General features: G+C 72.1%; 29 protein-coding genes. 11 read left to right on the top strand and 18 right to left on the bottom strand.

Going from position 1 to position 26,676, the window contains the following annotated elements; translation table 11 throughout:
- Window positions 1–91: 91 nt before the first annotated feature.
- The 5 genes from mug to ACFWBN_RS36990 form a co-directional block, all read right to left on the bottom strand.
- Window positions 92–640: a G/U mismatch-specific DNA glycosylase gene (gene mug, locus ACFWBN_RS37010; protein ID WP_385185323.1), complete on the bottom strand. Its 549-nt coding sequence runs from the start codon at window positions 638–640 to the stop codon at window positions 92–94.
- Window positions 637–2,070, bottom strand: a complete 1,434-nt coding sequence (purB, locus tag ACFWBN_RS37005; RefSeq protein ID WP_053688895.1) for an adenylosuccinate lyase — start codon at window positions 2,068–2,070, stop codon at window positions 637–639. Before purB ends, mug begins: the two co-directional genes overlap by 4 nt.
- A gap of 71 nt (window positions 2,071–2,141) precedes the next feature.
- Window positions 2,142–2,924 carry an SGNH/GDSL hydrolase family protein gene (locus tag ACFWBN_RS37000; RefSeq protein ID WP_385185317.1) on the bottom strand — a complete coding sequence of 261 codons (783 nt, stop codon included), beginning with the start codon at window positions 2,922–2,924 and terminating at the stop codon, window positions 2,142–2,144.
- A gap of 57 nt (window positions 2,925–2,981) precedes the next feature.
- The gene (locus ACFWBN_RS36995) at window positions 2,982–4,007 is read right to left on the bottom strand and encodes a hemolysin family protein (protein WP_385185314.1); all 1,026 of its coding nucleotides are present in this window, start codon (window positions 4,005–4,007) and stop codon (window positions 2,982–2,984) included.
- Entirely contained in the window at window positions 4,004–5,344 is a 1,341-nt protein-coding gene (locus ACFWBN_RS36990) for a hemolysin family protein (RefSeq protein WP_385185311.1), read from the bottom strand. Before ACFWBN_RS36990 ends, ACFWBN_RS36995 begins: the two co-directional genes overlap by 4 nt.
- Before the next feature lie 238 nt (window positions 5,345–5,582).
- Between ACFWBN_RS36990 and ACFWBN_RS36985 the strand changes: the two genes are divergently transcribed.
- Complete coding sequence (locus tag ACFWBN_RS36985; protein WP_385185309.1) at window positions 5,583–6,047, top strand: GNAT family N-acetyltransferase; 465 nt, start codon at window positions 5,583–5,585, stop codon at window positions 6,045–6,047.
- 22 nt (window positions 6,048–6,069) lie between these two features.
- Here the strand turns inward: ACFWBN_RS36985 and ACFWBN_RS36980 are convergent, their stop codons facing one another.
- The 4 genes from ACFWBN_RS36980 to bioB form a co-directional block, all read right to left on the bottom strand.
- A complete protein-coding gene (locus ACFWBN_RS36980) occupies window positions 6,070–6,735 on the bottom strand; it encodes a methyltransferase domain-containing protein (protein WP_385185306.1) in 666 nt (221 codons plus the stop codon).
- Between the two features lie 233 nt (window positions 6,736–6,968).
- A complete protein-coding gene (gene bioD, locus ACFWBN_RS36975; RefSeq protein WP_385185303.1) occupies window positions 6,969–7,736 on the bottom strand; it encodes a dethiobiotin synthase in 768 nt (255 codons plus the stop codon).
- An 11-nt stretch (window positions 7,737–7,747) separates the two neighbouring features.
- Complete coding sequence (locus ACFWBN_RS36970) at window positions 7,748–9,076, bottom strand: adenosylmethionine--8-amino-7-oxononanoate transaminase (RefSeq protein WP_385185300.1); 1,329 nt, start codon at window positions 9,074–9,076, stop codon at window positions 7,748–7,750.
- Window positions 9,069–10,322 carry a biotin synthase BioB gene (gene bioB, locus ACFWBN_RS36965; RefSeq protein WP_385185297.1) on the bottom strand — a complete coding sequence of 418 codons (1,254 nt, stop codon included), beginning with the start codon at window positions 10,320–10,322 and terminating at the stop codon, window positions 9,069–9,071. The genes ACFWBN_RS36970 and bioB overlap by 8 nt, the downstream gene beginning before the upstream one ends.
- Before the next feature lie 181 nt (window positions 10,323–10,503).
- On the opposite strand from bioB, the gene ACFWBN_RS36960 reads away from it, so the two are divergent.
- Window positions 10,504–11,676: an 8-amino-7-oxononanoate synthase gene (locus tag ACFWBN_RS36960; RefSeq protein ID WP_385185294.1), complete on the top strand. Its 1,173-nt coding sequence runs from the start codon at window positions 10,504–10,506 to the stop codon at window positions 11,674–11,676.
- A gap of 6 nt (window positions 11,677–11,682) precedes the next feature.
- Here the strand turns inward: ACFWBN_RS36960 and ACFWBN_RS36955 are convergent, their stop codons facing one another.
- Both ACFWBN_RS36955 and ACFWBN_RS36950 read right to left on the bottom strand, forming a co-directional pair.
- Window positions 11,683–11,904, bottom strand: a complete 222-nt coding sequence (locus ACFWBN_RS36955; protein ID WP_385185291.1) for a DUF397 domain-containing protein — start codon at window positions 11,902–11,904, stop codon at window positions 11,683–11,685.
- A gap of 12 nt (window positions 11,905–11,916) precedes the next feature.
- Entirely contained in the window at window positions 11,917–12,801 is an 885-nt protein-coding gene (locus tag ACFWBN_RS36950) for a helix-turn-helix domain-containing protein (RefSeq protein ID WP_385185288.1), read from the bottom strand.
- Window positions 12,802–12,998: 197 nt separating this feature from the next.
- On the opposite strand from ACFWBN_RS36950, the gene ACFWBN_RS36945 reads away from it, so the two are divergent.
- On the top strand, window positions 12,999–13,448 hold the full coding sequence (locus ACFWBN_RS36945) for an ATP-binding protein (protein ID WP_385185285.1): 450 nt from the start codon (window positions 12,999–13,001) through the stop codon (window positions 13,446–13,448).
- Between the two features lie 10 nt (window positions 13,449–13,458).
- On the opposite strand, the gene ACFWBN_RS36940 is transcribed toward ACFWBN_RS36945, so the two are convergent.
- Window positions 13,459–13,851, bottom strand: a complete 393-nt coding sequence (locus ACFWBN_RS36940; RefSeq protein ID WP_385185281.1) for a VOC family protein — start codon at window positions 13,849–13,851, stop codon at window positions 13,459–13,461.
- A 314-nt stretch (window positions 13,852–14,165) separates the two neighbouring features.
- Here ACFWBN_RS36940 and ACFWBN_RS36935 point away from each other — a divergent pair, with 314 nt between their 5' ends.
- The 7 genes from ACFWBN_RS36935 to ACFWBN_RS36905 all read left to right on the top strand — a co-directional run bounded on the left by ACFWBN_RS36935 (window position 14,166) and on the right by ACFWBN_RS36905 (window position 20,589).
- Window positions 14,166–14,468 carry an urease subunit gamma gene (locus ACFWBN_RS36935; RefSeq protein ID WP_385185278.1) on the top strand — a complete coding sequence of 101 codons (303 nt, stop codon included), beginning with the start codon at window positions 14,166–14,168 and terminating at the stop codon, window positions 14,466–14,468.
- A 15-nt stretch (window positions 14,469–14,483) separates the two neighbouring features.
- Entirely contained in the window at window positions 14,484–14,795 is a 312-nt protein-coding gene (locus tag ACFWBN_RS36930; RefSeq protein ID WP_385185275.1) for an urease subunit beta, read from the top strand.
- Window positions 14,788–16,509 (top strand): urease subunit alpha, encoded by a 1,722-nt coding sequence (locus ACFWBN_RS36925; RefSeq protein ID WP_385185272.1) that lies wholly within the window; start codon window positions 14,788–14,790, stop codon window positions 16,507–16,509. Before ACFWBN_RS36930 ends, ACFWBN_RS36925 begins: the two co-directional genes overlap by 8 nt.
- A gap of 13 nt (window positions 16,510–16,522) precedes the next feature.
- Window positions 16,523–17,197, top strand: coding sequence for an urease accessory protein UreF (locus ACFWBN_RS36920; protein WP_385185269.1), 675 nt, complete (start codon window positions 16,523–16,525; stop codon window positions 17,195–17,197).
- Window positions 17,198–17,240: 43 nt separating this feature from the next.
- Window positions 17,241–17,927, top strand: coding sequence for an urease accessory protein UreG (ureG, locus tag ACFWBN_RS36915; protein WP_385185266.1), 687 nt, complete (start codon window positions 17,241–17,243; stop codon window positions 17,925–17,927).
- Window positions 17,924–18,730, top strand: coding sequence for an urease accessory protein UreD (locus tag ACFWBN_RS36910; protein WP_385185263.1), 807 nt, complete (start codon window positions 17,924–17,926; stop codon window positions 18,728–18,730). Before ureG ends, ACFWBN_RS36910 begins: the two co-directional genes overlap by 4 nt.
- Before the next feature lie 248 nt (window positions 18,731–18,978).
- Window positions 18,979–20,589 carry an alpha/beta hydrolase gene (locus ACFWBN_RS36905; protein ID WP_385185320.1) on the top strand — a complete coding sequence of 537 codons (1,611 nt, stop codon included), beginning with the start codon at window positions 18,979–18,981 and terminating at the stop codon, window positions 20,587–20,589.
- 38 nt (window positions 20,590–20,627) lie between these two features.
- Here ACFWBN_RS36905 and ACFWBN_RS36900 read toward each other — a convergent pair whose 3' ends face one another.
- The 6 genes from ACFWBN_RS36900 to ACFWBN_RS36875 all read right to left on the bottom strand — a co-directional run bounded on the left by ACFWBN_RS36900 (window position 20,628) and on the right by ACFWBN_RS36875 (window position 25,992).
- Window positions 20,628–21,395, bottom strand: a complete 768-nt coding sequence (locus ACFWBN_RS36900; protein ID WP_385185260.1) for a lysophospholipid acyltransferase family protein — start codon at window positions 21,393–21,395, stop codon at window positions 20,628–20,630.
- Window positions 21,396–21,508: 113 nt separating this feature from the next.
- A complete protein-coding gene (locus ACFWBN_RS36895) occupies window positions 21,509–21,667 on the bottom strand; it encodes a hypothetical protein (protein WP_385185257.1) in 159 nt (52 codons plus the stop codon).
- Between the two features lie 32 nt (window positions 21,668–21,699).
- Window positions 21,700–22,656 carry a cytochrome c oxidase assembly protein gene (locus tag ACFWBN_RS36890; protein ID WP_385185254.1) on the bottom strand — a complete coding sequence of 319 codons (957 nt, stop codon included), beginning with the start codon at window positions 22,654–22,656 and terminating at the stop codon, window positions 21,700–21,702.
- Between the two features lie 108 nt (window positions 22,657–22,764).
- Window positions 22,765–23,790 carry a 6-phosphofructokinase gene (locus ACFWBN_RS36885; RefSeq protein WP_385185251.1) on the bottom strand — a complete coding sequence of 342 codons (1,026 nt, stop codon included), beginning with the start codon at window positions 23,788–23,790 and terminating at the stop codon, window positions 22,765–22,767.
- Between the two features lie 214 nt (window positions 23,791–24,004).
- Window positions 24,005–24,733, bottom strand: coding sequence for a type 1 glutamine amidotransferase (locus ACFWBN_RS36880; RefSeq protein ID WP_385185248.1), 729 nt, complete (start codon window positions 24,731–24,733; stop codon window positions 24,005–24,007).
- Window positions 24,734–24,753: 20 nt separating this feature from the next.
- Window positions 24,754–25,992 (bottom strand): MurT ligase domain-containing protein, encoded by a 1,239-nt coding sequence (locus ACFWBN_RS36875; RefSeq protein WP_361757403.1) that lies wholly within the window; start codon window positions 25,990–25,992, stop codon window positions 24,754–24,756.
- Between the two features lie 123 nt (window positions 25,993–26,115).
- Between ACFWBN_RS36875 and def the strand changes: the two genes are divergently transcribed.
- Window positions 26,116–26,676 (top strand): peptide deformylase (gene def / locus ACFWBN_RS36870; protein ID WP_385185244.1); only part of this gene is annotated, 561 nt, incomplete at its 3' end.

The raw sequence follows: 26,676 nt of genomic DNA, 5'->3' as shown, positions 1-26,676 counted from the left end.
ACAAACGCGACTACATCTTCAACGGCACCCTGGCCACAGCAGCCATCGTGATCTGGCTCCGCGATCTCATCAAAGAGCCATCAGACACTGCCTAGGGGCGGTCGGGGGATTCGGCGGCGGCGCGGAGGCGGGCGTACTCCTGGGCCATGGACTCGGCGGTCCAATGGGCGTTGAGGCCGCTGGGGTTGGGGAGGGCCCAGATGCGGGTGGCGCCGATGGTCCGCTCCTGGGGGCCGATCTGTGCCCTCCGCTCGCCGAAGGCCGTGCGGTAGGCGGTGACGCCGACGACCGCCAGCCACTGGGGGCGGAGCTGTTCCACCTTTGCCGTCAGGATGCGGCCGCCCTCGCGGAACTCCTCGGCGCTCAGCTCGTCGGCGCGGGCCGTGGCCCGGGCCACCACGTTGGTGATGCCGAGGCGGTAGGTGAGCAGCTCCTCCTGCTCCGCGGGAGCCAGCCGGCGGGGAGTGAAGCCCGACAGGTGCAGGACGGGCCAGAAGCGATTGCCCGGGCGGGCGAAGTGGTGGCCCGTCGCGGCGGAGAGGAGACCGGGGTTGATGCCGCAAAAGAGCACACGCAGACCGCCCGCGACCACGTCCGGGAGGACGCGGTCACGGGCGGCGTTCAGCTCGTCGGGGGTCAGAGGATCGACCCCGGCGCGTACCCGGCGGCCTCCGGGTGCTGCTTGGCGATCGCCTCGATGCGCGAGACCACCGCCGCGACCTGGTCACCCGCGGCGCCGGTGAAGGACAGCTTGTCGGCCATCAGGGCGTCGAGCTGGGCACGGTCCAGCGGCATCCGCTCGTCGGCGGCCAGCTTGTCCAGCAGCTCGTTGCGCTCGGCACCCTGCTCGCGCATGGCGAGCGCGGAGGCCACCGCGTGCTCCTTGATGACCTCGTGGGCGGCCTCGCGGCCGACACCCGCCCGCACCGCGCCCATCAGGACCTTGGTGGTCGCGAGGAACGGCAGGTAGCGGTCCAGCTCACGGGCCACGACCGCCGGGAAGGCGCCGAACTCGTCGAGGACGGTCAGGAAGGTCTCCAGCAGGCCGTCGAAGGCGAAGAACGCGTCCGGCAGGGCCACGCGACGGACCACGGAGCAGGAGACGTCGCCCTCGTTCCACTGGTCGCCGGCCAGTTCGCCGGTCATCGAGGCGTAGCCGCGCAGGATGACCATCAGGCCGTTCACACGCTCGCAGGAGCGGGTGTTCATCTTGTGCGGCATCGCGGAGGAGCCGACCTGGCCGGGCTTGAAGCCCTCGGTGACCAGCTCGTGGCCGGCCATCAGGCGGATCGTCTTCGCGATGGAGGAGGGAGCCGCGGCCAGCTGTACCAGGGCGGTGACCACGTCGTAGTCGAGCGAGCGCGGGTAGACCTGGCCGACCGAGGTGAAGGCCTGGGCGAAGCCGAGGTGCGTGGCGATGCGCTGCTCCAGGTCGGCCAGCTTCGCGGCGTCGCCGCCGAGCAGGTCGAGCATGTCCTGGGCGGTGCCGACCGGGCCCTTGATGCCGCGCAGCGGGTAGCGGCCGAGGAGGTTCTCCAGGCGGTCGTAGGCGACCAGCAGTTCGTCGGCCGCGGTGGCGAAGCGCTTGCCCAGCGTGGTGGCCTGCGCGGCCACGTTGTGGGAGCGGCCGGCCATGACCAGCTCGGCGTGCTCGCCGGCCAGCTTGCCGAGGCGGGCGAGGACGGCGACCGTGCGGTCGCGCGCCAGCTCCAGCGAGAGCCGGATCTGGAGCTGCTCGACGTTCTCGGTCAGGTCGCGGGAGGTCATGCCCTTGTGGACGTGCTCGTGACCGGCGAGGGCGTTGAACTCCTCGATGCGGGCCTTCACGTCGTGCCGGGTGACCTTCTCGCGCTCGGCGATGGAGGCGAGGTCGACCGTCTCCAGGACGCGCTCGTAGTCGGCGAGGGCCGCGTCGGGGACCTCGATGCCGAGGTCCTTCTGGGCGCGCAGCACGGCGAGCCACAGCCGCCGCTCCAGCGTCACCTTGTACTCGGGGGACCACAGGACGGCGAGCTCCGCAGAGGCGTAGCGGCCGGCCAGGACATTGGGGATGCGGGGCTTGGCAGTCACGTGGAGGGATTCTACTTGGGCATCCGCTGTGTGTTTACGCAGGTAGGGGCACCGCTGGCGATTGTGGCTTGCTACGAGACCGGCGAGCCCTCGTACGGCAGCAGCTCCGGGCGCTTGGCCGGGCGGCCGTCCCCGGAGGAGCGGCCCGTCAGGCGGCGGCCGACCCAGGGGAGCAGGTGCTGTCGGGCGAAGCTGAGGTCCTGGCCCCGGCGGGCCGCCCAGCCCGGGGGCACCGAGGCGGGCAGTTCCGCACGCCAGTCCTGCTCGGCGGGCAGGCCCAGCGTCTGCCAGACGGCCTCCGCCACCCGCCGGTGGCCCTCGGCCGTCAGGTGCAGCCGGTCGACGTCCCACATCCGCGGGTCCGCGAGGGCGGCGGCCCCGTAGAGGTCCACGACCAGGGCGCCGTGCCGTGCAGCGAGCTCCTCGATGAGCGCGAACAGCTCTTCCATCCGGGGCCGGAAGCGCTCCATCACCGGCCCGTTGCGCCCCGGGGAGCGCATCAGGACCAGGTGCTTGCAGGAAGGGGCGAGGAGTTCCACGGCCGACTCCAGATGGGCCCGGACACGGCCCATGTCCACCTTGGGGCGGAGCGTGTCGTTCAGCCCGCCGACCAGGGTCACCACATCGGCGCCCATGCCCGCGGCCACCGGCACCTGCTCCTCGGCGATCTGCCCGATGAGCTTGCCGCGGACCGCGAGGTTCGCGTAGCGGAAGCCCGGCTCACGCGCCGCGAGCCGGGCGGCCAGCAGATCGGCCCAGCCCCGGTAGGAGCCGTCCGGGAGCAGGTCGGACATGCCCTCGGTGAAGGAGTCGCCGACCGCGACGAAACTGGTGTAAGACGCATTCATCTCCATGGCGGAGCGATGTTACCGCGCGGTACCCCGGCCCCGCAGGGCCGGGGTCCGCACCGGTCAGGCGGAGGCGGGCCGTCCGAACAGCTCGCGCAGCACGTCCTCCATCGTCACCAGGCCCGTCATGGCACCGTCCGTCCCGAGGACGGCCGCCAGGTGGGTGCGGCTGCGCCGCATCGCGGTCAGCACGTCGTCCAGCGGGGTCTCGGCGCGCACCTGAGCGATCTGCCGCAGGGCCGACACCGGGAAGGGCTCGTCCCGCGCCTCCACGTCCGCGTCCAGGGCGTCCTTGACGTGCAGGTAGCCCAGGATCCTGCGCTGCGCGTCGATCACCGGGAACCGGGAGTACCCGGACTCGGCCGACAGCCGTTCCAGCCCGGCCGGAGTGATGCCCTCCCGGGCCGAAACCACCCGGCCCGACGGCAGCACCACATCGGTGACCGGCCGGCGGCCCAGCTCCAGGGCATCGTGCAGGCGCTCGCTCGCCCGGTCGTCCAGGAGCCCCGCGTTGCTGGAGTCCTTGACCATGCGCGCGAGCTCGTCGTCCGTGAAGGTCGCCGTGACCTCGTCCTTCACCTCCACCCGCAGCAACCGCAGCAGGGCGTTGGCGAAGGCGTTGATCGCGAAGATCACCGGCCGCAGCGCCCGCGTCAGGGTCACCAGCGGCGGCCCCAGCAGCAGCGCCGTGCGCACCGGCTCGGACAGCGCCACGTTCTTCGGCAGCATCTCGCCGAAGAGCATGTGCAGGTACGTCGCCAGCGCCAGCGCGATCACGAAGGAGATCACGTGCGTCAGGCCGTCCGGCACCCCGAAGAGGTCGAACAGCGGGGTCAGCAGGTGCGCGATGGCAGGCTCGGCGACCACACCCAGCACCAGCGTGCACAGCGTGATGCCGAGCTGGGCGGCGGCCATCATCGCCGACACGTGCTCCAGGCCCCACAGGACGGCGCGGGCCCGCCGGTCGCCCTGCTCGGCGTACGGCTCGATCTGGCTGCGCCGGACCGAGATCAGCGCGAACTCCGCGCCGACGAAGAAGGCGTTGACGACCAGGGTCGCCAGGCCGATCAGCAGCTGGATCGCCGTCATCGGCCCGCCTCCCCGTCCTTGTCGCCGGCCGGCTCGGCCGGCATGTGCAGCAGTACCCGGGCGGCCCGTCGCCCGCCCGCGTCGACGACGTCGAGCTGCCAGCCGTCCAGCTCCAGGCTGTCGCCCACGGCCGGGATGCGGCCCAGCTCGGTCGCTATCAGACCGGCCAGGGTCTCGTACGGGCCGTCCGGCACGTGCAGTCCGATCCGCTTGAGCTGGTCGGTGCGGGCGGCGCCGTCGGCGGAGTAGAGCCGGCGCCCGGAGTCGTCCGTGCCGGCCGGGGCGAGGTCCGGCGTCTCGTGCGGGTCGTGCTCGTCGCGGACCTCGCCGACGACCTCCTCGACGATGTCCTCCAGCGTGGCCACGCCGGCCGTGCCGCCGTACTCGTCGATGACCACGGCCATCGTCTGCTTGCCGGCCAGCAGGTCCAGCAGCCGGTCCACGGTCAGCGACTCCGGTACGAGCAGCGGCTCGCGCAGCAGCCGCGACACGGGGTGGCGGTGGCGCTCCGCGGCGGGCAGCGCCAGTACGTCCTTGATGTGGACGGTGCCGACGACGCTGTCGAGGCTGCCCCGGTAGACCGGGAAGCGGGACAGGCCGGTGGCCAGCGTGGCGTTCGCGACGTCCTCGGCGGTGGTCTGCACGTCGAGGGCCGTGACCTGGACGCGCGGGGTCATCACGTTCTCCGCGGTCAGGTCGGCCAGGTTCAGGGTCCGCACGAACAGCTCGGCGGTGTCCTTCTCCAGGGCGCCCGCCTTCGCGGAGTGCCGTGCCAGCGCGACCAGCTCCTGCGGGGTGCGCGCGGAGGCCAGCTCCTCGGCGGGCTCCATGCCGAAGCGGCGCACCATGTGGTTCGCGGTGGTGTTGAGGTGGCTGATCAGGGGTTTGAAGGCCCGGCTGAACACCCGCTGCCAGGTGGCCACTCGCTTGGCGATGGCCAGCGGGGAGGAGATCGCCCAGTTCTTGGGGACCAGCTCGCCGACGACCATCAGGACGACGGTCGACAGGACGGTGCCCAGGATCAGGGCGGTGGAGGAGGCCGCGCCCGCCGACAGCCCCATGGACTGGAACGGGCCTTGGAGCAGGGCGGCGATCGACGGCTTGGAGATCATGCCGATGACCAGGCCGGTCACGGTGATGCCGAGCTGGGCGCCGGAGAGCTGGAACGTCAGGGTTCGGACGGCGGCCAGCGCGCTGTCGGCCCCGCGCTCGCCGCGCGCGACGGCTTCCTCGAGCTCGCTGCGCTCGATGGTGGTCAGCGAGAACTCGGCCGCGACGAAGACTCCGCAGGCAAGGCAGAGCAGCAGAGCCACGACGAGCAGCAGCACTTCGGTCATCGGTCGATCACCTCCGTCCCATGATCAGCCAGGAGGAGGGGTATCGCGCGATGTCGCATGCGGCGATGTCGTGGACTGGGGGGCTCGCCCATGGGCGGACGCTCACACACCTTTCACTCGAGAGGAACTGTGCCTACAGGGTAAAGGACGGGCAAAGGGAGCGGATCATTCTTTCGTCCAGTCTCGCAGGACGGAAGTCGGTGGCGGCCCGTGGTTCGGGCGTGCTTGGCTCCCGATCATGAATCAGTTCGAGACCCGGCTTCAGGCCCGGGCCCAGGCCCAGGTTCAGCTCCAGCTCCGGACCGCGGTGCCGGCCGACGCGGAGAACGTGCTCGCCTTCTGGAAGGAAGCGGCGGAGGGCACGTCGATCACGGACGACGTGGACGGCGTGACCCGGCTCGTCACGCGCGATCCCGACGCGCTGATCCTCGCCGAGGCGGACGGGGTCCTGGTCGGGTCCGTGATCGCCGGGTACGACGGCTGGCGGTGTTCGCTGTACCGGCTGGCCGTGCTGCCCTCCCGGCGTCGGCAGGGGATCGCCACCGCGCTCCTGGAGGCGGCCGAGCGGCGCTTCCAGGCCGCGGGTGGCCGGCGCGGCGACGCGATGGTGCTGGAGGACAACGAGCGGGCGCACCTGGCGTGGGCCGCCGCCGGGTACCACCGGGAGGACCGGTGGCGGCGCTGGGTGAAGCCGTTCGCGTAGGTACTTCGCGCAGGTACGGGGCTCAGTCCACGCGGCGGGCCGCACCGATGACGCAGTACGAGGTCGGAAGGACCGGTCCGCGCTCGGGCAGCCGGAAGCTGCGCTGCGAGACGATCCGGAAACCGGCGGCCTCGATCGAGGCGAGCGGGTCGCGGGAGGTGTGGCAGCCGCCGAAGAGGTGGGGCCAGACGGTCCGGTCCAGGGCGCGCTGGACGGCTGCCATGCCGGGGCCGGGGGCGAGGCCGTGCTCGAAGAAGCGGAGCTCGGCGCCGGGGCGGAGCACGCGGTGGAGCTCGGCGAGGGAGCGGGGCAGGTCCCGTACGGTGCACAGCACCAGGGAGGCGACGGCGGCGTCGAAGGCCTCGCTCTTGACCGGGAGGGCTTCGGCGGCGCCCGGTACGACGTCCACGGGGACCTCGGCGCGGAGCGCGGCGGAGGCCGCGAGACGGCGCAGGGTGCGTTCCGGTTCGACGGCGACGACCTCGGAGACGGCGCGGGGGTAGTGGGCGAAGTTGAGGCCGTTGCCGGCGCCGATCTCGATGACGCGGCCGGTCACTCCGTGGAGGAGCTCGGTGCGGAGGGCGGCGACGCCGGCGCGGGTGTCGGCGGTGACGCTGGCGCGGGCGTAGAAGCGGGCGAAGAGGGGGTGGTGGACGGGGTCGCGGGGGTGGTTGCGCTGGCGCGGCATGGCGGACCTCCGGGGCGGCGGGGGCGGTTACCTCCAGCGTGCCCGGTCGGCTGCGCCTCACGCCTGGCGGTGTCGTGCGGGGCGGCTGCGGTCGCGGCGGCCCCGGGCTGCGCCCGGGCTTTCCGGGGCTCCGCCCCAGACCCCGCGCCTCAAACGCCGGCGGGGCTGGAGTTGGCCCGTCCGAGTGCGCGGGTGCGGCTACACGATCGGGGCTCCGCCCCGGACCCCGCGCCTCAAACGCCGGCGGGGCTGGATGTGCCCCCGGCGACGCTGGGTGTGTCACCTGCGGGCCACGTTGCGAGGAACGTGGTGGGGGACCAGGTGCCCGCCAGGGTGGGGGAGAGCCAGGTGGGGGCCGTGGTGCGGAAGACGGGTGGGGGGAGGGTGCCCGCGGATTGCGGGATGGCGCCCAGGAGGGGGGTGTCCGAGACCTTGGGGAGGTCCGCCAGGTTGCAGCGGGAGGCCAGGTCCGGGGATGACGGCCAGCTGCCGACCACCACGCCCAGGGGGGTCAGGGACCGTGCGCGGAGGGCTTCCGCCGTCAGGGCCGTGGAGTTGAGGGTGCCGAGGCCCGCCGGGGCGACGATCAGGACCGGGGCTCCCAGGAGGCGCGCCGCGTCCGCCAGGGTGTTGCCCGCCTCGTCGAAGCGGACCAGGAGGCCGCCGGCGCCCTCCACCAGGACCAGGTCGTGGGAGAGGGCGAGCCGGTTCGCCGCCTCCGCAACGGCGGCCGGGGAGACGGTGGGCAGGCCCGCGCGGCGGGCCGCCGTGTCCGGGGCCAGCGGCTCCGGGTAGCGGGCCAGTTCCACCGCCGTGACGGAGGGGCCCGCCAGGCGGGCCACCTCCGCGGCGTCCCCCGGCTCGTCCGGGCCGACACCCGTCTGGGCGGGCTTGAGCACGGCGACCGTGCGGCCGGCCGCCACCGCGGCGGCCGCGATCGCCGAGGTGACCACCGTCTTGCCGATCTCCGTGCCCGTTCCGGACACCACCAGTACGGACATGTCCGTCTTCCTCAGCCTTCCTGCGCTGCCGCGACCACCGCGCGGCAGATACGGGCCACATCGTCGTCGCCGGTGACGAACGGGGGCATCGTGTAGATCAGATCGCGGAACGGGCGCAGCCAGACGCCCTCCCGGACGGCTGCCCGGGTGGCCGCCGCCATGTCGACGTCGTGGTCCAGCTGGATCACGCCGATCGCGCCCAGGACGCGTACCTCCCGCACGCCCGGCAACTCCGCCGCGGCCGCCAGGCCTTCGCGCAGGCCCGCCTCGATGCGCTTGACCTCGGTCGGCCAGTCCTGGCCCATCAGCAGGTCGATCGAGGCGAGCGCCACGGCCGTGGCGAGCGGGTTGCCCATGAAGGTCGGGCCGTGCGCGAGCACCGGGACCGCGCCCTGCGAGATGCCGTCGGCCACCCGCTCCGTGCACAGGGTCGCGGCGAGGGTGAGGTAACCGCCCGTCAGCGATTTGCCCAGGCACATCACGTCCGGCGTGATCCCCGCGTGGTCGGCCGCGAAGAGCGCGCCCGTACGGCCGAAGCCCGTCGCGATCTCGTCCAGGATGAGGAGGACGCCGTACTCGTCGCACAGGTCGCGCAGCACCCGGAGGTAGGCCGGGCTGTGGAAGCGCATGCCGCCCGCCCCCTGGACCACCGGCTCCACGATGACCGCGGCCAGCTCGTCCGCGTGCGCGGCGATCAGGGAGCGCAGGTGGTCGGCGTACGCCGGGTCCACGGGGGCGTCGAAACCGCCGGGCGGCGGATCCGCGAAGACCTGCCGCGGCAGGTGGCCCTGCCACAGCTCGTGCATGCCGCCCTCGGGGTCGCAGACGGCCATCGGCTGCCAGGTGTCCCCGTGGTAGCCGCCGCGCCAGGTCAGCAGCCGGGTCTTGCCCGTCCGGCCGAGCGAACGCCAGTACTGCAGGCACATCTTGACCGCGACCTCGACCGAGACCGAGCCCGAATCCGAGAGGAAGACGTGCTCCAGCCCCGGCGGGGTGATCTCCACCAGCCGGGCCGCCAGCCGCACGGCGGGCTCATGGGTGAGCCCGCCGAACATCACGTGTGACATACGGCCCAGCTGCGAAGTCGCGGCCTCGTTCAGCACCGGGTGGTTGTAGCCGTGGATCGCCGACCACCAGGAGGACATGCCGTCGACGAGCTCGTCGTGGCCCTGTCCCTGCCCGGCCGGATCGGCGAGCCGCAGCCGCACGCCCGAGGCGGAGGCGATGACCAGCGGCTCCTGCCGCCCGGGCATCGGACCGTACGGGTGCCAGACGTGCTGCCGGTCCAGGGCGAGCAGTTCCCCCGGGCCGGCCGCCGGCGTTACGAGCTGATCAGGCATTCGGAGCGAGGTCCGTTCCCGCGCCGCGCCGGCGGACCGACACCAGGTCCGGGCGCACCTCGCCGGCATCCGCCTGCGCCGGTACGGGCGCGGTCTCCGCGTGGCCGGAGCAGCCGCCGCAGGCCGAACCGCACCCGGCTTCCCCCGCGGTGTCGCCGGAGCCCGCCGAACCGCAGAGGGAGGCACCGCCACCGTGCGAGCCGCAGCCGCCCGCCGTCGCCGTCGCCGCCTCGGCGACGTCGGCCCGGTGGGCCGGGAGCGTCGTCGTACCGGCACCCTCCACCTCGAAGCCGGCATCCGCGATCATGTCGAGGTCGGCCTGTCCGGCCTGGCCCTCGCTGGTCAGGTAGTCGCCGAGGAAGATCGAGTTCGCCACGTGCAGCGCCAGCGGCTGCAGGGTGCGCAGGTGCACCTCGCGGCCGCCCGCGATCCGGACCTCGACGTCGGGGCAGACGAAGCGGACCATCGCGAGGATGCGCAGCGCCCGCTGCGGGGTGAGGTTCCACTCCTTGGCGAGCGGGGTGCCCTCGAAGGGGATCAGGAAGTTGACCGGCACGGAGTCGCTGTCGAGCTCGCGCAGCGCGTAGACGACGTCGACCAGGTCCTCGTCGCTCTCGCCCATGCCCGCGATCAGGCCGGAGCAGGCCGACAGGCCGGCGGCGTGCGCCTTCTTCACGGTGTCGACCCGGTCGGCGTACGTGTGGGTCTTGGTGATGTCCCCGTACGTCGCCTCGGAGGTGTTGAGGTTGTGGTTGTACGCGTCGGCGCCCGCTTCGCGGAGCTGCTCCGCCTGGCCGTCCGAGAGCAGGCCGAGGCACGCGCAGACCTCGACGCCCTCGTTCTGCTCCTTGATCGCCGCGATCGTCTTGCCGACGCGGTCCACGTCCCGGTCCGTCGGCCCCCGGCCGCTCGCGACCAGGCAGACCCGCTTCGCGCCGCCCGCGACACCGGCCGCGGCCGCCTGGGAGGCCTCCTCCGGCTTCAGCCACGTGTACTTCAGGATCTCGGCCTTCGAGCCGAGACGCTGGGAGCAGTAGGAGCAGTCTTCCGGGCACAGGCCCGACTTCAGGTTGACCAGGTAGTTCAGCTTGACCCGACGCCCGAACCACTGGCGGCGCACCTTGCCGGCCGCGGCCACCACGTCGAGCAGTTCGTCGTCGGAGGTCGCCAGTACGGCGAGCGCCTCTTCGCGGGTCGGCAGCTCACGCCGCAGCCCCTTGTCCACCAGGGTGTTCAGCAGGTCCATGACGCCGATCCTGGACCACACCACCGCTCCCGGCCAAGGAGAGATCGCACAACATGGCCGGTTGGGAGTGTGTGTATCGCCACACCTGACACTCAAGTCCCGGGGGCTAGGGTCGAGCCGAGGCCCGGCGGCTAGGGTCGGGCGGGTCTGTGGACTGCCGACAAAACACGAGGACGTGCCGATGCCCGAGCCCACTCCCGATCCCGTGGACGTCTTCTCCTGGATCGACGCCGCGGAGAGCGCCCGCGAAAGGGCCGGGCTCGTCCGCACGCTGCGTCCGAGGCCGGCGCAGTCGCCGCTGCTGGACCTCGCGAGCAACGACTACCTCGGTCTGTCCCGGCATCCGGAGACCGTCCGCGGAGCTCAGGAGGCGGCCGAGCGGTGGGGGGCCGGCGCCACCGGATCCCGTCTGGTGACGGGCACGACCGAGCTGCACACGGAGCTCGAACGCGAACTCGCGGACTTCTGCGGATTCGAGGCCGCGCTGGTCCTGTCCTCCGGATACGCGGCCAACCTGGCCGCGGTCACCGCCCTCAGCGACCGGGGCACGCTGGTCGTCTCCGACGCCGGGAACCACGCCTCGATCGTCGACGGCTGCCGCCTCTCGCGCGCCGAGACCGCCGTCGTCCCGCACTCCGATCCGGACGCCGCGCGCAAGACGCTCGCCACGCACGAGGGACGGGCGCTGCTGGTCAGCGACTCCGTGTTCTCCGTCGACGGGGACGCCGCCCCGCTCGCCGCGTACGCCGCCGCCTGCCGGGACGAGGGCGCGGCCCTGGTCGTGGACGACGCGCACGGGCTGGGTGTGCTGGGGGAGGGCGGCCGCGGCGCACTGCACGCCGCCGGGCTCGCGGGCGCGCCCGGGGTGGTCGCCACCCTGACCCTCTCGAAGTCCCTGGGCAGCCAGGGCGGGGCGGTGCTCGGTCCGGCAAAAGTCATCCGCCACCTGGTCAACACCGCGCGCACGTTCATCTTCGACACCGGGCTGGCCCCGGCCGCCGCGGGCGCGGCGCTGGCGAGCCTGCGCCTGCTCCGGCGGGAACCGGAGCGTGCCGGCCGCGCCCGCGGGGTGGCCGCCGAGCTGTACGGGCGGCTCACCGCGTCCGGCCTGACCGCGGCCCGGCCGGACGCGGCCGTGGTGTCGGTGCGGGCCCCGTCGGCCTCGGCGGCACTGCGCTGGGCCGCCGACTGCCGCGAGGCAGGTCTGTCCGTGGGGTGCTTCCGGCCGCCGTCCGTTCCGGACGGCATCTCCCGGCTGCGGCTGACGGCACGGGCCGATCTCACGGGGGACGAGATCAGCCGGGCTGTCGGGACGATCCTTGCGACCGCACCCGCCGGAGCCACGGACCGGTAGGCGGAGTTACGGGAGCAGGTCCGCCCGGACGGTGGTCAGGAAGCCGTCCCAGGCCGGCCCGGTGAAGAGCACGGCCGGGCCGTCCGTCCGCTTGGAATCGCGGACGGCCAGCAGGCCGTCGCCGAGGACGGCCGCTTCCACACAATTGTTCATACCGGTACTGCGGCTGCTCCGCCGCCATCGCGCGCTGATCAGAAGTCCGCTGATCGATAAGGGGGTTGCGGACACGGGGGTGCCTCCTTACGCGTCGTCAGCAAGTGAGCTGATGAGATCCGACGAGTCCTGGGGCGGGAGGGCGTGTTCCTGAATGATGCGGAACGCGGCGCTGTACGCCTCTAGGTCTTCCTTCCGCTCCAGATAGAGGCTACTCGTCAAATGGTCGAGTACCACCACATCCAGATCGGCGATGTTCGGAAATGAGAAAATGACGAACGGTCCGGTGAGGCCGAGATGACCCCCCACGCTGAACGGCAGTACCTGTAGCCGCACTTGGGGCAGCCGCCCCACCTTCACCAGGTGCCTCAGCTGCTCCGCCATCACCCCCGGCCCGCCGATCTGCCGGCGCAGCACCGCCTCGTCCAGTACGGCGCTCAGCTCCAGCGGCGGGTCGGCCCGCAGCACCGACTGCCGGGCCAGCCGTACGTCGACCAGCGCGTCCACCTTCGGCTCGGGCAGCCCGCCCAGCGCGGCCCGGGTCACGGCCCGCGCGTACCCGGGGGTCTGCAACAGCCCCGGGACCACGGACAGTTCCACGGTCCGCGCCGCCCTCGCCCCCGCCTCCAGGCTGATGAAGTCCCGGTACTCCTGGGGCAGCAGCCCCCGGTAGTCGTGCCACCACTGGCGGCCGCGTCCGGTGTCGCCGCCCGGGCCCGGCCCCGCGGCCGAGGCCGACAGGGCCTCCAGCAGTGCGCGCTGCTCGGGGCTCACGATCTGCCCGTAGACATCGAGGAGCAGGCGGATGTCCTCGGGCTTGACGCCGCTGCGTCCTGTCTCGATGCGGCTGATTTTCGACTGGTGCCATCCCACGATCCGGGCCGCCTCACCACTGGTGAGTCCGGACCGGTCGCGCAGGGCACGCAGTTCCTCGCCGAGCTTGCGCCGGCGTACCGCGGGACCGTGCTGCACACCCGCCTCCTTCCACCGGCACAGCTCGCACCAGTTTGCCGTCCAAATACGCTCTTCCGTAGCAGAGTTCACCGCATTGAGGGACAGATATATGCATATCTTGGGGGAACGGCAGATGCGGCGGCACGATGGGTGGCACTCTGGCGTCCAGCACAGATCCGGGGCGGCTTGGCCCCGGTGGGAAAGGGACCGTCGCCATGGCAGATCACCAGGAAGCATCCGTCACTCTGCCGAGCGATCCCGCCTCGGTCGCCGCCGCCCGACGCTACGTCGCGGAGGTGCTGGGCGAATGGGGACTTCCCGATGACGCCGACACCGCCGACAGCGTCCGGCTGATCGTCTCGGAGCTCGCCACCAACGCCGTACAGCATACTTTCGGCCAGTCGCCGACCTTCACCGTGGACGTCCGGCTGGAGCGCGAGGAGTGGCTGCGCGTTGGGGTCACGGACAGCCACCCGCGCTGGCCCAAGCGACTCCCGGCCGCCGTCCAGCAGGACAACGGCCGGGGGATGGTCATCATCCGCTGGCTCACCGCGGAGGCGGGCGGCCGCCTCTCGGTCAGCCCCACCGAGGACGGTGGCAAGACGGTCTGGATCGCCCTGCCCTGGACGGTCGCGGCGCGGGCGAGGACGGCCACCGGCTGCTGAGGGCGAGGCGTCAGGAGGCGGCGCGCTCCGCCGCGCTGCGCTCGATGCACAGCTCGTTTCCCTCGGGGTCGGCGAGTACGACCCAGCCCATGACGCCGTCCTCGTCGCGGCGGTCGTCCACGATCTTCGCGCCGAGCCCGATCAGGCGCTCCACGGTCTCGTCCCGGGTGCCGGTGGGCGGCTGGATGTCCAGGTGGACGCGGTTCTTGACGGACTTGGCGTCCGGTACGCGGATGAAGAGCAGTCCGGGGACGCCCGCCTGCCCCGGTTCCAGCAGGATCTCGTCGTCGGTCTCGACGTCGTCGGGGTGGATCGGGAAGCCGGTCACCTGCGACCAGAACTCGGCCACCCGGTAGGGCTCCAGGGCGTCGAACGTGATGTGCCGGACGGGGTTGACGAACATGCGTCTCCTTGGTCGGTGTTCCGAGTGGCCATCCGTATACGGAACCGGGCCCGGACGGCAACCGAGTTGAACCGGGTACCTCCCGGAAACGTGGGTTAACTCAGCGGAAAAGCGGAGCGCCTAGCGTGGCACCACGCTCGTCCGCCAATGATCACCCATGATCCGGTAAAGCGGCGGTGGTCGGGACGAAAAGCCTTTCTCTGCGTTGGGCAAGACACGCTTGGCTCGGATATGTGCAGGTCAACAGAGTGTTGACGGCCAGTAGGGTCGCCCCGGCGCGATGTTGATCTTGTCCCGGAAACTTGGTGATACGTGTGCAACTGACACCGCACGAGCAGGAGAGACTGCTCATCCACGTGGCTGCGGACGTGGCCGAGAAGAGGAGGGCGCGCGGGGTGCGCCTCAACCATCCCGAAGCGATCGCGCTCATCACCTGCCACATCCTCGAAGGGGCCCGCGACGGACGGACCGTGGCCGAGCTGATGGCCTCCGGCCGCACCGTGCTGCGGCGCGAGGAGGTCATGGAGGGGATCCCCGAGATGATCCACGACGTCCAGGTCGAGGCGACCTTCCCGGACGGCACCAAGCTCGTCACCGTCCACGACCCGATCGTCTGAAGAGGGGCAATCCGTATGATCCCCGGCGAAATCGCCTACGGGGACGGTCCGGTGCTCCTCAACGAGGGCCGCCCCGTCACCCGCCTCACCGTGCTCAACGCCGCCGACCGGCCCGTCCAGGTCGGCTCCCACTACCACTTCGCCGAGGCCAACCCCGGCCTCGACTTCGACCGGTCCGCCGCCCGCGGGCAGCGGCTCAACATCGCGGCCGGCACCGCCGTGCGCTTCGAGCCCGGCATCCCGGTCGCCGTGGAACTCGTACCGCTCGGCGGGCTGCGCACCGTACCGGGACTGCGCGGGGAGACCGGAGGGCCGCTCGATGGCTGAGATCTCCCGCCAGGTGTACGCCGACCTCTTCGGGCCGACCCGGGGCGACCGGATCCGGCTGGCCGACACCGACCTCTTCGTCGAGATCGAACAGGACCTCAGCGGCGGCCCCGGCCGGGCCGGCGACGAGGCCGTCTTCGGCGGCGGCAAGGTGATCCGCGAGTCCATGGGGCAGGCCCGCACCACCCGCGCCGAAGGCGCCCCCGACACCGTGATCACGGGGGTGGTCGTCCTCGACCACTGGGGCATCGTCAAGGCCGACCTCGGCATCCGCGACGGCCGCATCTGCGGCATCGGCAAGGCCGGCAACCCCGACACCATGGACGGCGTGGACCCGGCCCTGGTCATCGGCCCCGAGACCGAGATCATCGCGGGCAACGGGAAGATCGTCACCGCCGGTGCCATCGACGCCCACGTGCACTTCATCTCCCCGACCGTCATCGAAACGGCGCTCGCCTCCGGGATCACCACCCTGGTCGGCGGCGGCACCGGACCCGCCGAGGGCACCAAGGCCACCACCGTCACCCCCGGACCCTGGCACCTGGCCCGGATGTTCGCGGCCCTGGAGGCCTACCCCGTCAACATCGGCCTCCTCGGCAAGGGCAACACCATGTCCCGCGAGGCCATGCACTCCCAACTGCGCGGCGGCGCCCTCGGGTTCAAGATCCACGAGGACTGGGGGTCCACCCCGGCCGTCATAGACGCCTGCCTGAGCGTCTGCGAGGAGACCGGCGCCCAGGTCGCCATCCACACCGACACCCTCAACGAGGCCGGATTCGTCGGCGACACCCTCGCCGCGATCGCCGGGCGGACCATCCACTCGTACCACACCGAGGGCGCGGGCGGCGGGCACGCACCCGACATCATCACCGTGGTCTCCGAGCCCAACATCCTGCCCAGCTCCACCAACCCCACCCGGCCGCACACGGTCAACACCGTCGAGGAGCACCTCGACATGCTGATGGTGTGCCACCACCTCAACCCGGCCGTCCCCGAGGACCTCGCCTTCGCCGAATCGCGGATCCGGCCTTCGACCATCGCCGCCGAGGACGTCCTGCACGACCTCGGGGCCATCTCCATCATCTCCTCCGACTCCCAGGCCATGGGGCGCGTCGGCGAGGTCGTCCTGCGCACCTGGCAGACCGCCCACGTGATGAAGAAGCGGCGCGGCTTCCTCCCCGGAGACGGCCCCGCCGACAACCAGCGGGCCCGCCGCTACGTCGCCAAGTACACGATCAACCCCGCCGTCGCCCAGGGGCTCGCCCGCGAGATCGGCTCCGTCGAGACCGGCAAACTCGCCGACCTGGTCCTGTGGAACCCCGCCTTCTTCGGGGTCAAGCCCGAGGTGGTCATCAAGGGCGGCCAGATCGCCTACGCGCAGATGGGCGACGCCAACGCCTCCATCCCCACCCCGCAGCCGGTCCTGCCCCGCCCGATGTTCGGCAGCCACGGGCGCGCACCGGCCCTCAACTCCCTCAACTTCACCGCGCAGGCCGCCCTCGACGACGGACTGCCCGAACGGCTCGGGCTCGGCAAGCAGTTCACGGCCATCGAGAGCACCCGGAAGGTGGGCAAGGCGGACATGCGCAACAACGACGCCATGCCGAGGGTCGAGGTCGACGCCGACACCTTCACCGTGACCATCGACGGGGAGGCCGTGGAGCCCGCGCCGGCCGCCGAACTGCCCATGGCACAGAGATACTTCCTCTTCTGATGGGCGCGCCCCGATGAGCCTCGCCGCCCTGCTCGTCCTCGCGGACGGCCGATTCCCCGCCGGGGGCCACGCCCACTCCGGCGGGGCCGAGGCCGCCTGCAAGGCGGGCCGGATCCACGACGCCGCCACCCTGGAGGACTTCTGCCGGGGCCGGCTGCACACCGCAGGACTCACCGCCGCCGCCCTCGCCGCGGCCGGCGCCCTCGGACTCGACCCGGCGGAACTCGACGCCGCCGCCGACGCCCGCACCCCCTCGCCCGCCCTGCGCACCGCGGCCCGGAGGCTCGGCCGGCAGCTGCTGCGCGCCGCCCGGGCCACCTGGCCCCACCCCGAACTGGAGGCGCTGGCCGCCGCGTTCCCGCGCGGCGCCCACCAGCCCGTGGTGCTCGGCCTCACGGCCCGGGCGGCCGGGCTCGGACCGCTCGACGCCGCGCACGTGGCGGCGTACGAGAGCATCGGCGGCCCGGCGACCGCGACCGTGCGGCTGCTGGGCCTGGACCCCTTCGAGGCGAGCGGGGTCCTGGCCCGCCTCGCCCCCGAACTCGACGCCGTGGCCGCCCGGGCGGCCGAGGCCGCGCACCGGGCCCGTTCCGAAGGCACGGACCGCCTGCCCGCGGCCTCCTCGCCCCTGCTGGAGATCGCGGCGGAGGTCCATGCCGACTGGCCGGTACGCCTCTTCGCCTCCTGAGCGCCCCGACCGGCCTCCCGACCACCCCCCAAGGAGAACCCCCATGCACCTCGACCACGGTGTGGCCTACCCCCACCGGCACACCCACGGCGCCGACCCGGTCCGCACCGACGGCACCCGGCGCGCCCTACGCATCGGACTCGGCGGACCCGTCGGCTCCGGCAAGACCGCCACCGTCGCCGCCCTGTGCCGCGCCCTGCGCACCGAACTGTCCATGGCGGTCGTCACCAACGACATCTACACGCGGGAGGACGCCGAGTTCCTGCTCCGCGAAGCCGTGCTGCCGCCCGAGCGGATCACCGCCGTCGAGACGGGGGCCTGCCCCCACACCGCCATCCGGGACGACATCTCCGCCAATCTGGAGGCCGTGGAGGAGTTGGAGGAAACGGTCGGCCCCCTCGACCTGATCCTCGTCGAGTCCGGCGGCGACAACCTCACCGCCACCTTCTCCCGGGGCCTGGTCGACGCCCAGATCTTCGTCATCGACGTGGCCGGCGGGGACGACATCCCGCGCAAGGGCGGCCCCGGCGTCACCACCGCCGACCTGCTCGTCGTCAACAAGACCGACCTCGCCCCCCACGTCGGCTCCGACCTGGACCGGATGGCCCGCGACGCCGCCGAGCAGCGCGGCGAACTGCCCGTCGCCTTCCAGTCGCTGCGCGGCCCCGAAGGGGTGGCCCCGGTGGCCGCCTGGGTGCGCGAGCGGATCGCCGCCTGGACCGTACGGTGACCGGCGCGCCGACCGCCGACCTCACAGCCCCGCCGGCGGCGGGACTGCGCGCCACCGCCCGCATCCACGCGGCCGCCGACGGGCGGGGCGGCACCGCCCTGCCGCTACTGGCCGGGGAGGGGCCGCTCGCGCTGCGCCGCACCCGGGGCACGGGGGCCGAGGCCGGGGTCATGCTGGTCGGCGCGATGACCGCCCCGCTGGGGGGTGACCACCTGACGGTCGAGGCCACCGCCGGGCCCGGGGCGCACCTCGCCCTCGCCTCGGCGGCGGCCACCCTGGCGCTGCCCGGCCGGTGCGGCGAGCCCGCGCGGTACGACGTACGGCTGACCGTGCAGGACGGGGCGTCGGTGCGGTGGCTGCCCGAGCCGCTGGTCTCCGTGCGCGGCAGCGACCTGCGCGTGCGCACCCGGGTCGAACTGGCCCCCACCGCCCGGCTGCTGCTGCGCGAGGAGCAGGTACTGGGCCGCTGCGGAGAGCCCCCGGGCCTGCTGCGCAGCCGGCTCACCGCCACCCGCGGCGGCCGCCCGCTGCTGGACCAGGAGCTCACCTGCGGCCCCGGCGCGCCCGGCGGCTGGGACGGCCCGGCCGGACTCGCGGGCCACCGGGCGCTGGGCCAACTCCTGATCGTGGATCCGGCCTTCGAGCAGGCACCGCCCTCGGCCGGGGTACTGGGGGAGTTCGCCGTGGTGACCCCGCTGGCCGGCCCCGCGGTGCTCGTCACGGCCCTGGCCCCGGACGCCCTGCGGCTACGGGAACTACTGGACGAAGCCGCCCGTACCCACGGACCGCCGCCACAGGCGTAGTTACGGGACGAATCAGACACCGCTCAGCGGTACACGCCTCTCCGGTTATCGGGTTGGCAAAGAACTCGACCCCGCTCTGTTGCCGGGTCCAGGTCAGGCGCAAGGATCCCCCTGCAGGCGGACGACCGAACCGACCGCATCCGGCCGCCAACGGCGGCACCTGACGCAGGGGGAACAACCACGTGATACGCAACGCGGCGCTGGGGAGCGCCGCCACACTGATCACCGGCACGCTGGCGGCGGGCCTGATGCTCGCCCCGTCCGCCACGGCGGCCTCGGCCGGCCGCGACAACGGCGCCGCGGAGGCCGTCGGCGTCCAGATCGCCGCCGCCCGCGCCGCCCGCACCGGGATCGAGTGGAAGGACTGTCCCGCCGACTGGGGCTTCGAAAAGCCCATCCAGTGCGGCTGGGTGAAGGTCCCGCTCGACTACACCAAGCCCTTCGGCAAGACCATCGACCTCGCCGTCGACCGGATCGGCAGCACGGGCACCCCGGAGGAGCGCCAGGGCGCCCTCATCTACAACCCCGGCGGCCCCGGCGGTTCCGGCATGCGCTTCCCGCGCCGGGTCACCACCAAGAGCCCGCTGTGGGTCAACACCTCCAAGGCGTACGACTTCGTGGGCTTCGACCCCCGCGGCGTCGGCCACTCCGCGCCCATCTCCTGCATCGACCCGCAGGAGTTCGTCAAGGCGCCCAAGGCCGACCCGGTCCCGTCGAGCGAGGCCGACAAGCGCGCCCAGCGCAAGCTCGCCGCCGAGTACGCGGACGGCTGCAAGGAGCGCAGCGGCGAGATGCTGCCGCACATGACCACGCCGAACACCGCGCGCGACCTCGACGTGATCCGCGCCGCCCTCGGCGAGAAGAAGCTGAACTTCCTCGGCGTCTCCTACGGCACCTACATCGGCGGGGTCTACGCGACCCTCTTCCCGACCCACGTGCGCCGCATGATCGTCGACAGCGTGGTCGACCCGGCCCAGGACAACATCTGGTACGAGGCCAACCTCGGCCAGGACGTCGCCTTCCAGATGCGCTGGAACGACTGGCAGGACTGGGTCGCCAAGAACGACGCCGTCTTCCACATCGGCGACACCCGCGCCAAGGTCGAGGCCAAGTACCAGGAGCTGCGCGCCGCCGCCAAGGCCAACCCGATCGGTGGGGTCGTCGGCCCGGCCGAGCTCATCGGCTTCTTCCAGGGCGCCCCGTACTACGACTCCTCCTGGGTGCCCGTCGCCCAGACCTGGGCCGCCTACCTCGCCGGTGACACCCAGGCGCTGGTCGACGAGATCGCCCCGGACATGTCCGACCTCAAGGGCAACGCGGCCTCGGAGAACAGCAACGCCGTCTACACCGCGGTCGAGTGCGCCGACGCCAAGTGGCCCACCAGCTGGGCCAAGTGGGACCGGGACAACAGCAAGCTGCACGAGAAGTACCCGTTCCTGACCTGGTCCAACGCGTGGATGAACCTGCCCTGCGCGACCTGGAAGTCCAAGCAGAGCACCCCGATCGAGGTCGGCGCCAAGCGCGGTCTGCCGCCGGTGCTGATCGTCCAGTCCGAGCGCGATGCGGCCACGCCGTACGCGGGCGCCGTCTCGCTGCACAAGCGCCTGGCCGGCTCGCGCCTGATCACCGAGCAGAACGCCGGCTCGCACGGTGTCACCAGCCTGGTGAACCCCTGCATCAACACCCGGGTCGACGCCTACCTGCTCACCGGCAAGGTCGACGCCCAGGACGTGAAGTGCGGTCCGCACGCCACTCCGGTCCCGCCGGCCCCGGCCGCCGCGAAGTCGCTGGCCGACTCCGCGGCGCAGGCCCCGGCCTCGGACCTGCCGGCGCGTGAGGAGCTCCCGGCCGTCCGCTAGCCGGGAGCGTCAATGACGCCGCAATGACGGGAGAAGGCTCAGCGCGAAGTGCGCCGGGCCTTCTTCCGTTGAGCCTCCTCCTCGGCCTTGACCTCGGCCGCGTACCGGTCGACGTACTCCTGGCCGGACAGGTTGAGGATCGCGTACATGATCTCGTCGGTGACGGCCCGCAGGACGGCCCGCTCGCCCTCCATGCCCGCGTACATGATCTCGTCGGTGACGGCCCGCAGGACGGCCCGCTCGCCCTCCATGCCCGCGTACCGCGAGAAGTCCAGCGGCTCGCCGAAGCGGATCGTCACCCGCCGGATCTTCGGGATCTTCTGCCCGGGCGGCTGGATCTCGAAGGTGCCGAGCATCGCGCACGGGACGACGGGCACCCCGGCGCCCAGGGCCATCGCGGCCACGCCCACCTTGCCCTTGTACAGCCGACCGTCGTGCGAGCGGGTGCCCTCCGGATAGATGCCCAGCAGCTCGTCCTTGGCCAGTACCCCCAGCCCCTCGCGCAGCGCCGCCTGCCCGGCGTCCTTGCCGGAGCGGTCGACGGGGATCTGCCCGGCACTGCGGAAGAAGGCGGCCGTGAGCCGGCCCTTGAGCCCGGGGCCCGTGAAGTATTCGGCCTTGGCGAGGAAGGTGATCCGCCGCTTGAGGATCGCGGGCATCAGGAAGTGGTCGGAGAAGGACAGGTGGTTGCCCGCGACGATCGCGGCGCCCTCCGCCGGGATGTTCTCCAGACCCTCGATCCGCGGCCTGAAGAGCAGGCGCAGCAGCGGACCGAGCAAGACGTGCTTGAGCAAGTGGTAGAACACCAGGCCGCTCCCGTCGATGTCCCGTTGTCACGGCCATCGTACGGACAGTCAGTGCCGGAGCGGCAGCTCGGGGACGGCCTTGATCGCACACTGTCTTGATCGGGCCGTCCTGGTCAGACGCCGCGGGTGGCGGCCATCCCGGCGGTCAGCAGCCCCAGCACCACCCAGCCGAACCACAGCCAGCCGTTGCTGCCGAGGGCCACGGAATACGTGGCGACGGCCACCAGAGCGGCGAAGGTCATGACAGCCATCGCCTTAACGGATCCGGTCATGCCCCATGGTCGCGCGCGCAGGCCGTCCCGCGCTACTGGCCACGCGCTTGGAGCGAGGCGAGATACGAGTTGTACGCCTCCAGCTCCTGGTCGCCGTCACGGTCCGCGGCCCGGTCGGAGCGCTTCGCCGCCCGCTGCTCGGAGTGGTACCACTGGTAGACCAGCGCGATCAGCACCAGCACCGAGGGGATCTCGCTGAAGGCCCAGGCGATGCCGCCGCCCCACTGCTGATCGAGCAGCGGGTCGATGCCCAGCGAGGCCGGCGGGTTCGCGTACGTCTTGATCATCGGCTCGCTCGCCATCATCAGGGCGATGCCGAAGAAGGCGTGGAAGGGCATGCCCGCGAACAGCTCCAGCATCCGCATCACGTAGCCGGGGCGGTGCGGACCCGGGTCGATGCCCATGATCGGCCAGAAGAAGATCAGGCCGACGGCGAGGAAGTGCACCATCATCGCGATGTGCCCGGTCCGGCTCTCCATGAGGAAGTCGAAGAGCGGGGTGAAGTACAGGGCGTACAGGCTCGCGATGAACATCGGGATCGTGAAGGCCGGATGCGTGACCACGCGCATGTAGCGGCTGTGCAGGAGCATCAGCAGCAGCTCGCGCGGGCCCTTGTGGCCGCGCGCGGCGGGCGGCAGCGCGCGCAGCGCCAGCGTCACCGGGGCGCCGAGGAGCAGCAGGATCGGGGTGACCATGCTGATCACCATGTGCTGGACCATGTGCACGCTGAACATGACCATGCCGTAGTCGTTCAGCTTGGTGCACATCACCAGGACGACCGTCAGCACACCCGTGGTGAAGGCGATGGTCCGGCCGGCCGACCAGGAGTCCCCGCGCCGGCGAAGCCGCAGCACGCCCCATCCGTACAGGGCGAGCCCGATCAGGGAGCCGAAGAGGAAGAAGGCGTCGAAGGAGAACTCGAGCCCGCGCCCGAGAGTGAACGGCGGCAGGTCCATGTTCATGCCCATGCCGTGCCCGCTGTGATCCATCTGTTCACTCCCTTGACCGTGGTGCCCCACCACAGTAGTGCCGCCCCCGGACGCATCTGCGCGCGGGGGCGGCCTGTCACAAAAGGGGCGTCACGGAAGTCGCGGAGGTCACAGAACCGTCTGCGCCTCTTCGTACCGCTCGGCCGGGACCGTCTTGAGGGTCTGGACCGCCTCGGCCAGCGGCACCATCTCGATGTCCGTCCCGCGCAGCGCGGTCAGCATGCCGAACTCGCCCCGGTGCGCGGCCTCCACGGCGTGCCAGCCGAAGCGGGTGGCGAGCACCCGGTCGTACGCGGTCGGCGTGCCGCCGCGCTGGACGTGGCCCAGGATCACCGGCCGGGCCTCCTTGCCCAGGCGGTGCTCCAGCTCGACGGCGAGCCGGTTGCCGATGCCGGCGAACCGCTCGTGGCCGTACATGTCGACCCCGCCCTCCTCCAGGTCCATCGACCCGGGGCGCGGCTTGGCGCCCTCGGCGACGACGACGATCGCGAACCGCTTGCCCGCGGAGAAGCGCTCGCCGACGATCGCCGTCAGCTCGTCGATGTCGAAGGGGCGTTCCGGTACGACGATGGCGTGCGCGCCGGCCGCCATGCCCGAGTGCAGGGCGATCCACCCGGTGTGGCGGCCCATGACCTCGACGACCATCACGCGCTGGTGCGACTCGGCGGTGGTCTTCAGCCGGTCCAGCGCCTCGGTGGCGACCCCGACGGCGGTGTCGAAGCCGAAGGTGACGTCGGTGGACGCGATGTCGTTGTCGATGGTCTTCGGGACGCCGACGATGGGCAGACCGGCCTGCGAGAGCAGGTTCGCGGCCTTCAGGGTGCCCTCGCCGCCGATCGGGATGATGGCGTCCAGGCCGAGGTCCGCGACATGGCCGCGGGCGCGCTCCACCCCGTCGCGGAGGTGCGCGGGCTGGACCCGGGAGGAGCCGAGGATGGTGCCGCCGCGGGCGAGGATGCCGCCCACCGCGTCGAGGTCGAGCTTGCGGTAGTCCGCCTCCAGCAGGCCCTTCCAGCCGTCGAGGAAGCCGATCACCTCGTCGCCGTGGTCGACGACGGCACGGTGCACGACGGAGCGGATGACGGCATTGAGGCCGGGGCAGTCGCCACCGGAAGTGAGCACACCTATGCGCATGGCAGAAAAGACCTTTGCAACGTGGGCCGGCGACCGGACCACGTCGTCCGGTTGGAACTACGGCCACCCTACAAGCGGTGGAGCGGTGGACTGAACCATCCTCCACATGCTGGTCGCACTCGTCGTACGAAACGACGTCGGCCCGGTTCCCCCTAGGGAAAACCGGGCCGAACACATGATGACGGGGCCGCCCCGATGAGCGGCCCGCAGCGCGCTACGCGGGCTGCGTCGCCGCCGCGATGCGCTCCGCGCGCAGCGCCTCGTACCACCGGTCGTCTATGGCCGGCAGCGCGTTCACGTCGAGGGCCAGCTTCAGCAGCAGGTCCGCGATCTGCGGGTTGCGGGCCATCACGGGGCCGTGCATGTAGGTGCCGAACACCGTGTCGTTGTACGCGCCTTCGGTGCCGTCTCCGGTGCCGTTGCCGCGGCCCATGCTCACCCGGGCGAACGGACGGGCCGTCGGGCCGAGGTGGGTGACGCCCTGGTGGTTCTCGAAGCCCGTCAGCTGGGGCAGGCCGAGCCGCGGGTCGATGTCGGCGAGGACGTCGCCGACGCACCGCTCGCCCTCACCGCGCACGGTGACCACGTCCAGCAGGCCGAGGCCCTCCTGTCGCTGTCCCTGGTCGTTGACGAACTCCTGGCCGAGGATCTGGTACCCGGCGCAGACGGAGAAGACGATCGCCCCGTTCGAGACGGCGCGCTCCAGACCGCCGTCGCGCAGCAGACGCTCCGCGGCCAGCCGCTGGGGCCGGTCCTCGCCGCCGCCGATCAGGTAGATGTCGCCCGAGGTGGGGATCGGCTGGTCGCTGCGCACGTCCACGCGCTGCACGTCCAGGCCGCGCTGGCGCGCCCGGCGCTCCACCACGAGGGCGTTGCCCTGGTCTCCGTACGTGCTCAGCAGGTCGGGGTAGACCCACACCAGACGCAGGCTGTTGTCGCTCATGCTCTTGTCCTTTATGGGTACTAGTTGCCGACGCGGCGGCGCACGTCCTGGAAGGCGGTGTAGTTGGCGATCAGCTCGATCTGCCCGGGCGGCGCGAGCTGCACGGCCTCGTCGAGGGTCTCGCACACCCGGAAGTCCAGGCCCGCGACCTCGAGGCGGACCGCGAGGTCCAGCTTGCGGTCGCCGATCACGAAGATCGGGTGGCCGGCCAGGCGCGGGTAGTCCACGTCCCACAGCCACGAGGTGTCGGTGCCGTCGGCGCCGCGCGCGTTCACCGAAAGGATCACCGGGGTGGGCGGGGGGTCGATCAGCGAAAACGTTTCGAGCCAGCCCGCCGGGTTCTTCGCGAGCAGCAGCCGCAGTTCACGGCCCTGGAAGCTCACCACGTCGTAGCGGCCGGCGACGGCCTGCACCTGGTACATGCGCTCCAGCGCGACCTGCGGCGGGACGCCGAAGACCGCGGCCACGGCCGCCGAGGTGGCGGCGTTGGCCTTGTTGGCGCGGCCGGGCAGCTGGAGGTGGATCGGCCAGGCCGACCCGTGCGGGTCCAGGACGTGGTCGCCCGAGAGCACCCAGGTCGGCGTCGGGCGGCGGAAACCGCACTCGCCGCAGAACCAGTCGTCGCCGGGGCGCTGCATCACACCACCGCAGGAGGGGCACGACCAGGCGTCGTCCTTCCACTCCTGGCCGGCCGCGACCCACACCACGTTCTGGGAGGAGGAGGCGGACCACACGATGAGCGGGTCGTCGCAGTTCGCGACGATGACGGCCTTGGATCCCTGAAGGCCCTCGCGCCACTTCTCCGCGAGCATGCGGGTCTCGGCGGCGCGGTCCAGCTGGTCGCGGGAGAGGTTCAGCAGGGCGATCACCTTGGGGGTGACGTCCCGGGCCACCCCGGCCAGGTACTTCTCGTCGACCTCGATGACGCCGTACTTGGCGTCCGAGCCGCCCGCGAGGGCGGAGGTGATGCCGGCCGGCATGTTCGCGCCCAGCGCGTTCGATACGACGGGGCCGCTGGCGCGCAGGGCCTCGGCGATCAGCCGGGTCGTCGTGGTCTTGCCGTTCGTCGCGGAGACGAGGACGACGTCGAGGTGCTGCGCCAGCGCGCCGAGAAGATCGGGGTCGAGTTTGAGTGCGACCTTGCCACCGATCACCGATCCGCTTCCGCGTCCCGCGGCCCGCGACACCGCCGCCGCGGCCTTGCCCGCCGTCACGGCCAGCTTGGCCCGCGGCGAAAGCGGCTCTGTGTTGCCTGCCATCGTCCCTTGTCCTCCTTGCGTCGGTCGGCCCCAGCCTATCCAGTACCTGCCGGAGCCTTGACCGCGGCGCCCCCACGCCACGGCAGATCTCCTCATATAACCGCCCGTCGTACCCTTACGGCCATGCGACAGCGCCCCATTCCCGGTACCACCGGCCTCGTCCGCACCATGAGCCTGCTGGGCGATCCGGTGCTCCACTCGGCCTGCGCCGAGGTCACCGAATTCGGTCCGGCCCTCGACCGGCTCATCGAGGACATGTTCGCGACGATGTACGCGGCCGAGGGCGTCGGCCTCGCGGCGAACCAGATCGGCGTCGGGCAGCGGGTGTTCGTCTACGACTGCCCCGACGACGAGGACGTGCGGCACGTCGGGCACGTCGTCAACCCGCGGTTGGTTTCCGCCGACGGGGACGAGTTCCTCGGGCCCGAGGGGTGCCTGTCCCTGCCGGGGCTGGAGGCGGGGACGGCCCGCTTCGACCACGCGGTGGTGGAGGGGGTCACGTCGGACGGTGCGGCCGTGCGGATTTCGGGGAGCGGGTTTTTCGCGCGGTGCCTGCAGCACGAGTGCGATCACCTGGACGGGACGGTTTACGCGGACCGCGTGACGGGATTGCGCGCCCGTCGCCTGCGGCGGGCCATCCGGAAGACCTCTTGGGGTGCCGGGGGCATTTCCAGCCTCGCCGGC

The organism is Streptomyces sp. NPDC059989, assembly GCF_042736975.1.
Lineage (GTDB): Bacteria > Actinomycetota > Actinomycetes > Streptomycetales > Streptomycetaceae > Streptomyces.
This window is presented reverse-complemented; position numbering and strand designations above follow the sequence as displayed.

What these genes read in the sequence shown, in the direction of transcription:
- ACFWBN_RS37000 (WP_385185317.1), bottom strand. Translation starts at nt 2,924, where the DNA reads ATGGAGATGAATGCGTCTTACACCAGTTTCGTCGCGGTCGGCGACTCC.
- ACFWBN_RS36995 (WP_385185314.1), bottom strand. Translation starts at nt 4,007, where the DNA reads ATGACGGCGATCCAGCTGCTGATCGGCCTGGCGACCCTGGTCGTCAAC.
- ACFWBN_RS36990 (WP_385185311.1), bottom strand. Translation starts at nt 5,344, where the DNA reads ATGACCGAAGTGCTGCTGCTCGTCGTGGCTCTGCTGCTCTGCCTTGCC.
- ACFWBN_RS36985 (WP_385185309.1), top strand. Translation starts at nt 5,583, where the DNA reads ATGAATCAGTTCGAGACCCGGCTTCAGGCCCGGGCCCAGGCCCAGGTT.
- ACFWBN_RS36980 (WP_385185306.1), bottom strand. Translation starts at nt 6,735, where the DNA reads ATGCCGCGCCAGCGCAACCACCCCCGCGACCCCGTCCACCACCCCCTC.
- bioD (WP_385185303.1), bottom strand. Translation starts at nt 7,736, where the DNA reads ATGTCCGTACTGGTGGTGTCCGGAACGGGCACGGAGATCGGCAAGACG.
- ACFWBN_RS36970 (WP_385185300.1), bottom strand. Translation starts at nt 9,076, where the DNA reads ATGCCTGATCAGCTCGTAACGCCGGCGGCCGGCCCGGGGGAACTGCTC.
- bioB (WP_385185297.1), bottom strand. Translation starts at nt 10,322, where the DNA reads ATGGACCTGCTGAACACCCTGGTGGACAAGGGGCTGCGGCGTGAGCTG.
- ACFWBN_RS36960 (WP_385185294.1), top strand. Translation starts at nt 10,504, where the DNA reads ATGCCCGAGCCCACTCCCGATCCCGTGGACGTCTTCTCCTGGATCGAC.
- ACFWBN_RS36945 (WP_385185285.1), top strand. Translation starts at nt 12,999, where the DNA reads ATGGCAGATCACCAGGAAGCATCCGTCACTCTGCCGAGCGATCCCGCC.
- ACFWBN_RS36940 (WP_385185281.1), bottom strand. Translation starts at nt 13,851, where the DNA reads ATGTTCGTCAACCCCGTCCGGCACATCACGTTCGACGCCCTGGAGCCC.
- ACFWBN_RS36930 (WP_385185275.1), top strand. Translation starts at nt 14,484, where the DNA reads ATGATCCCCGGCGAAATCGCCTACGGGGACGGTCCGGTGCTCCTCAAC.
- ACFWBN_RS36925 (WP_385185272.1), top strand. Translation starts at nt 14,788, where the DNA reads ATGGCTGAGATCTCCCGCCAGGTGTACGCCGACCTCTTCGGGCCGACC.
- ACFWBN_RS36920 (WP_385185269.1), top strand. Translation starts at nt 16,523, where the DNA reads ATGAGCCTCGCCGCCCTGCTCGTCCTCGCGGACGGCCGATTCCCCGCC.
- ureG (WP_385185266.1), top strand. Translation starts at nt 17,241, where the DNA reads ATGCACCTCGACCACGGTGTGGCCTACCCCCACCGGCACACCCACGGC.
- ACFWBN_RS36905 (WP_385185320.1), top strand. Translation starts at nt 18,979, where the DNA reads ATGCTCGCCCCGTCCGCCACGGCGGCCTCGGCCGGCCGCGACAACGGC.
- ACFWBN_RS36895 (WP_385185257.1), bottom strand. Translation starts at nt 21,667, where the DNA reads ATGACCGGATCCGTTAAGGCGATGGCTGTCATGACCTTCGCCGCTCTG.
- ACFWBN_RS36890 (WP_385185254.1), bottom strand. Translation starts at nt 22,656, where the DNA reads ATGGATCACAGCGGGCACGGCATGGGCATGAACATGGACCTGCCGCCG.
- ACFWBN_RS36885 (WP_385185251.1), bottom strand. Translation starts at nt 23,790, where the DNA reads ATGCGCATAGGTGTGCTCACTTCCGGTGGCGACTGCCCCGGCCTCAAT.
- ACFWBN_RS36880 (WP_385185248.1), bottom strand. Translation starts at nt 24,733, where the DNA reads ATGAGCGACAACAGCCTGCGTCTGGTGTGGGTCTACCCCGACCTGCTG.
- ACFWBN_RS36875 (WP_361757403.1), bottom strand. Translation starts at nt 25,992, where the DNA reads ATGGCAGGCAACACAGAGCCGCTTTCGCCGCGGGCCAAGCTGGCCGTG.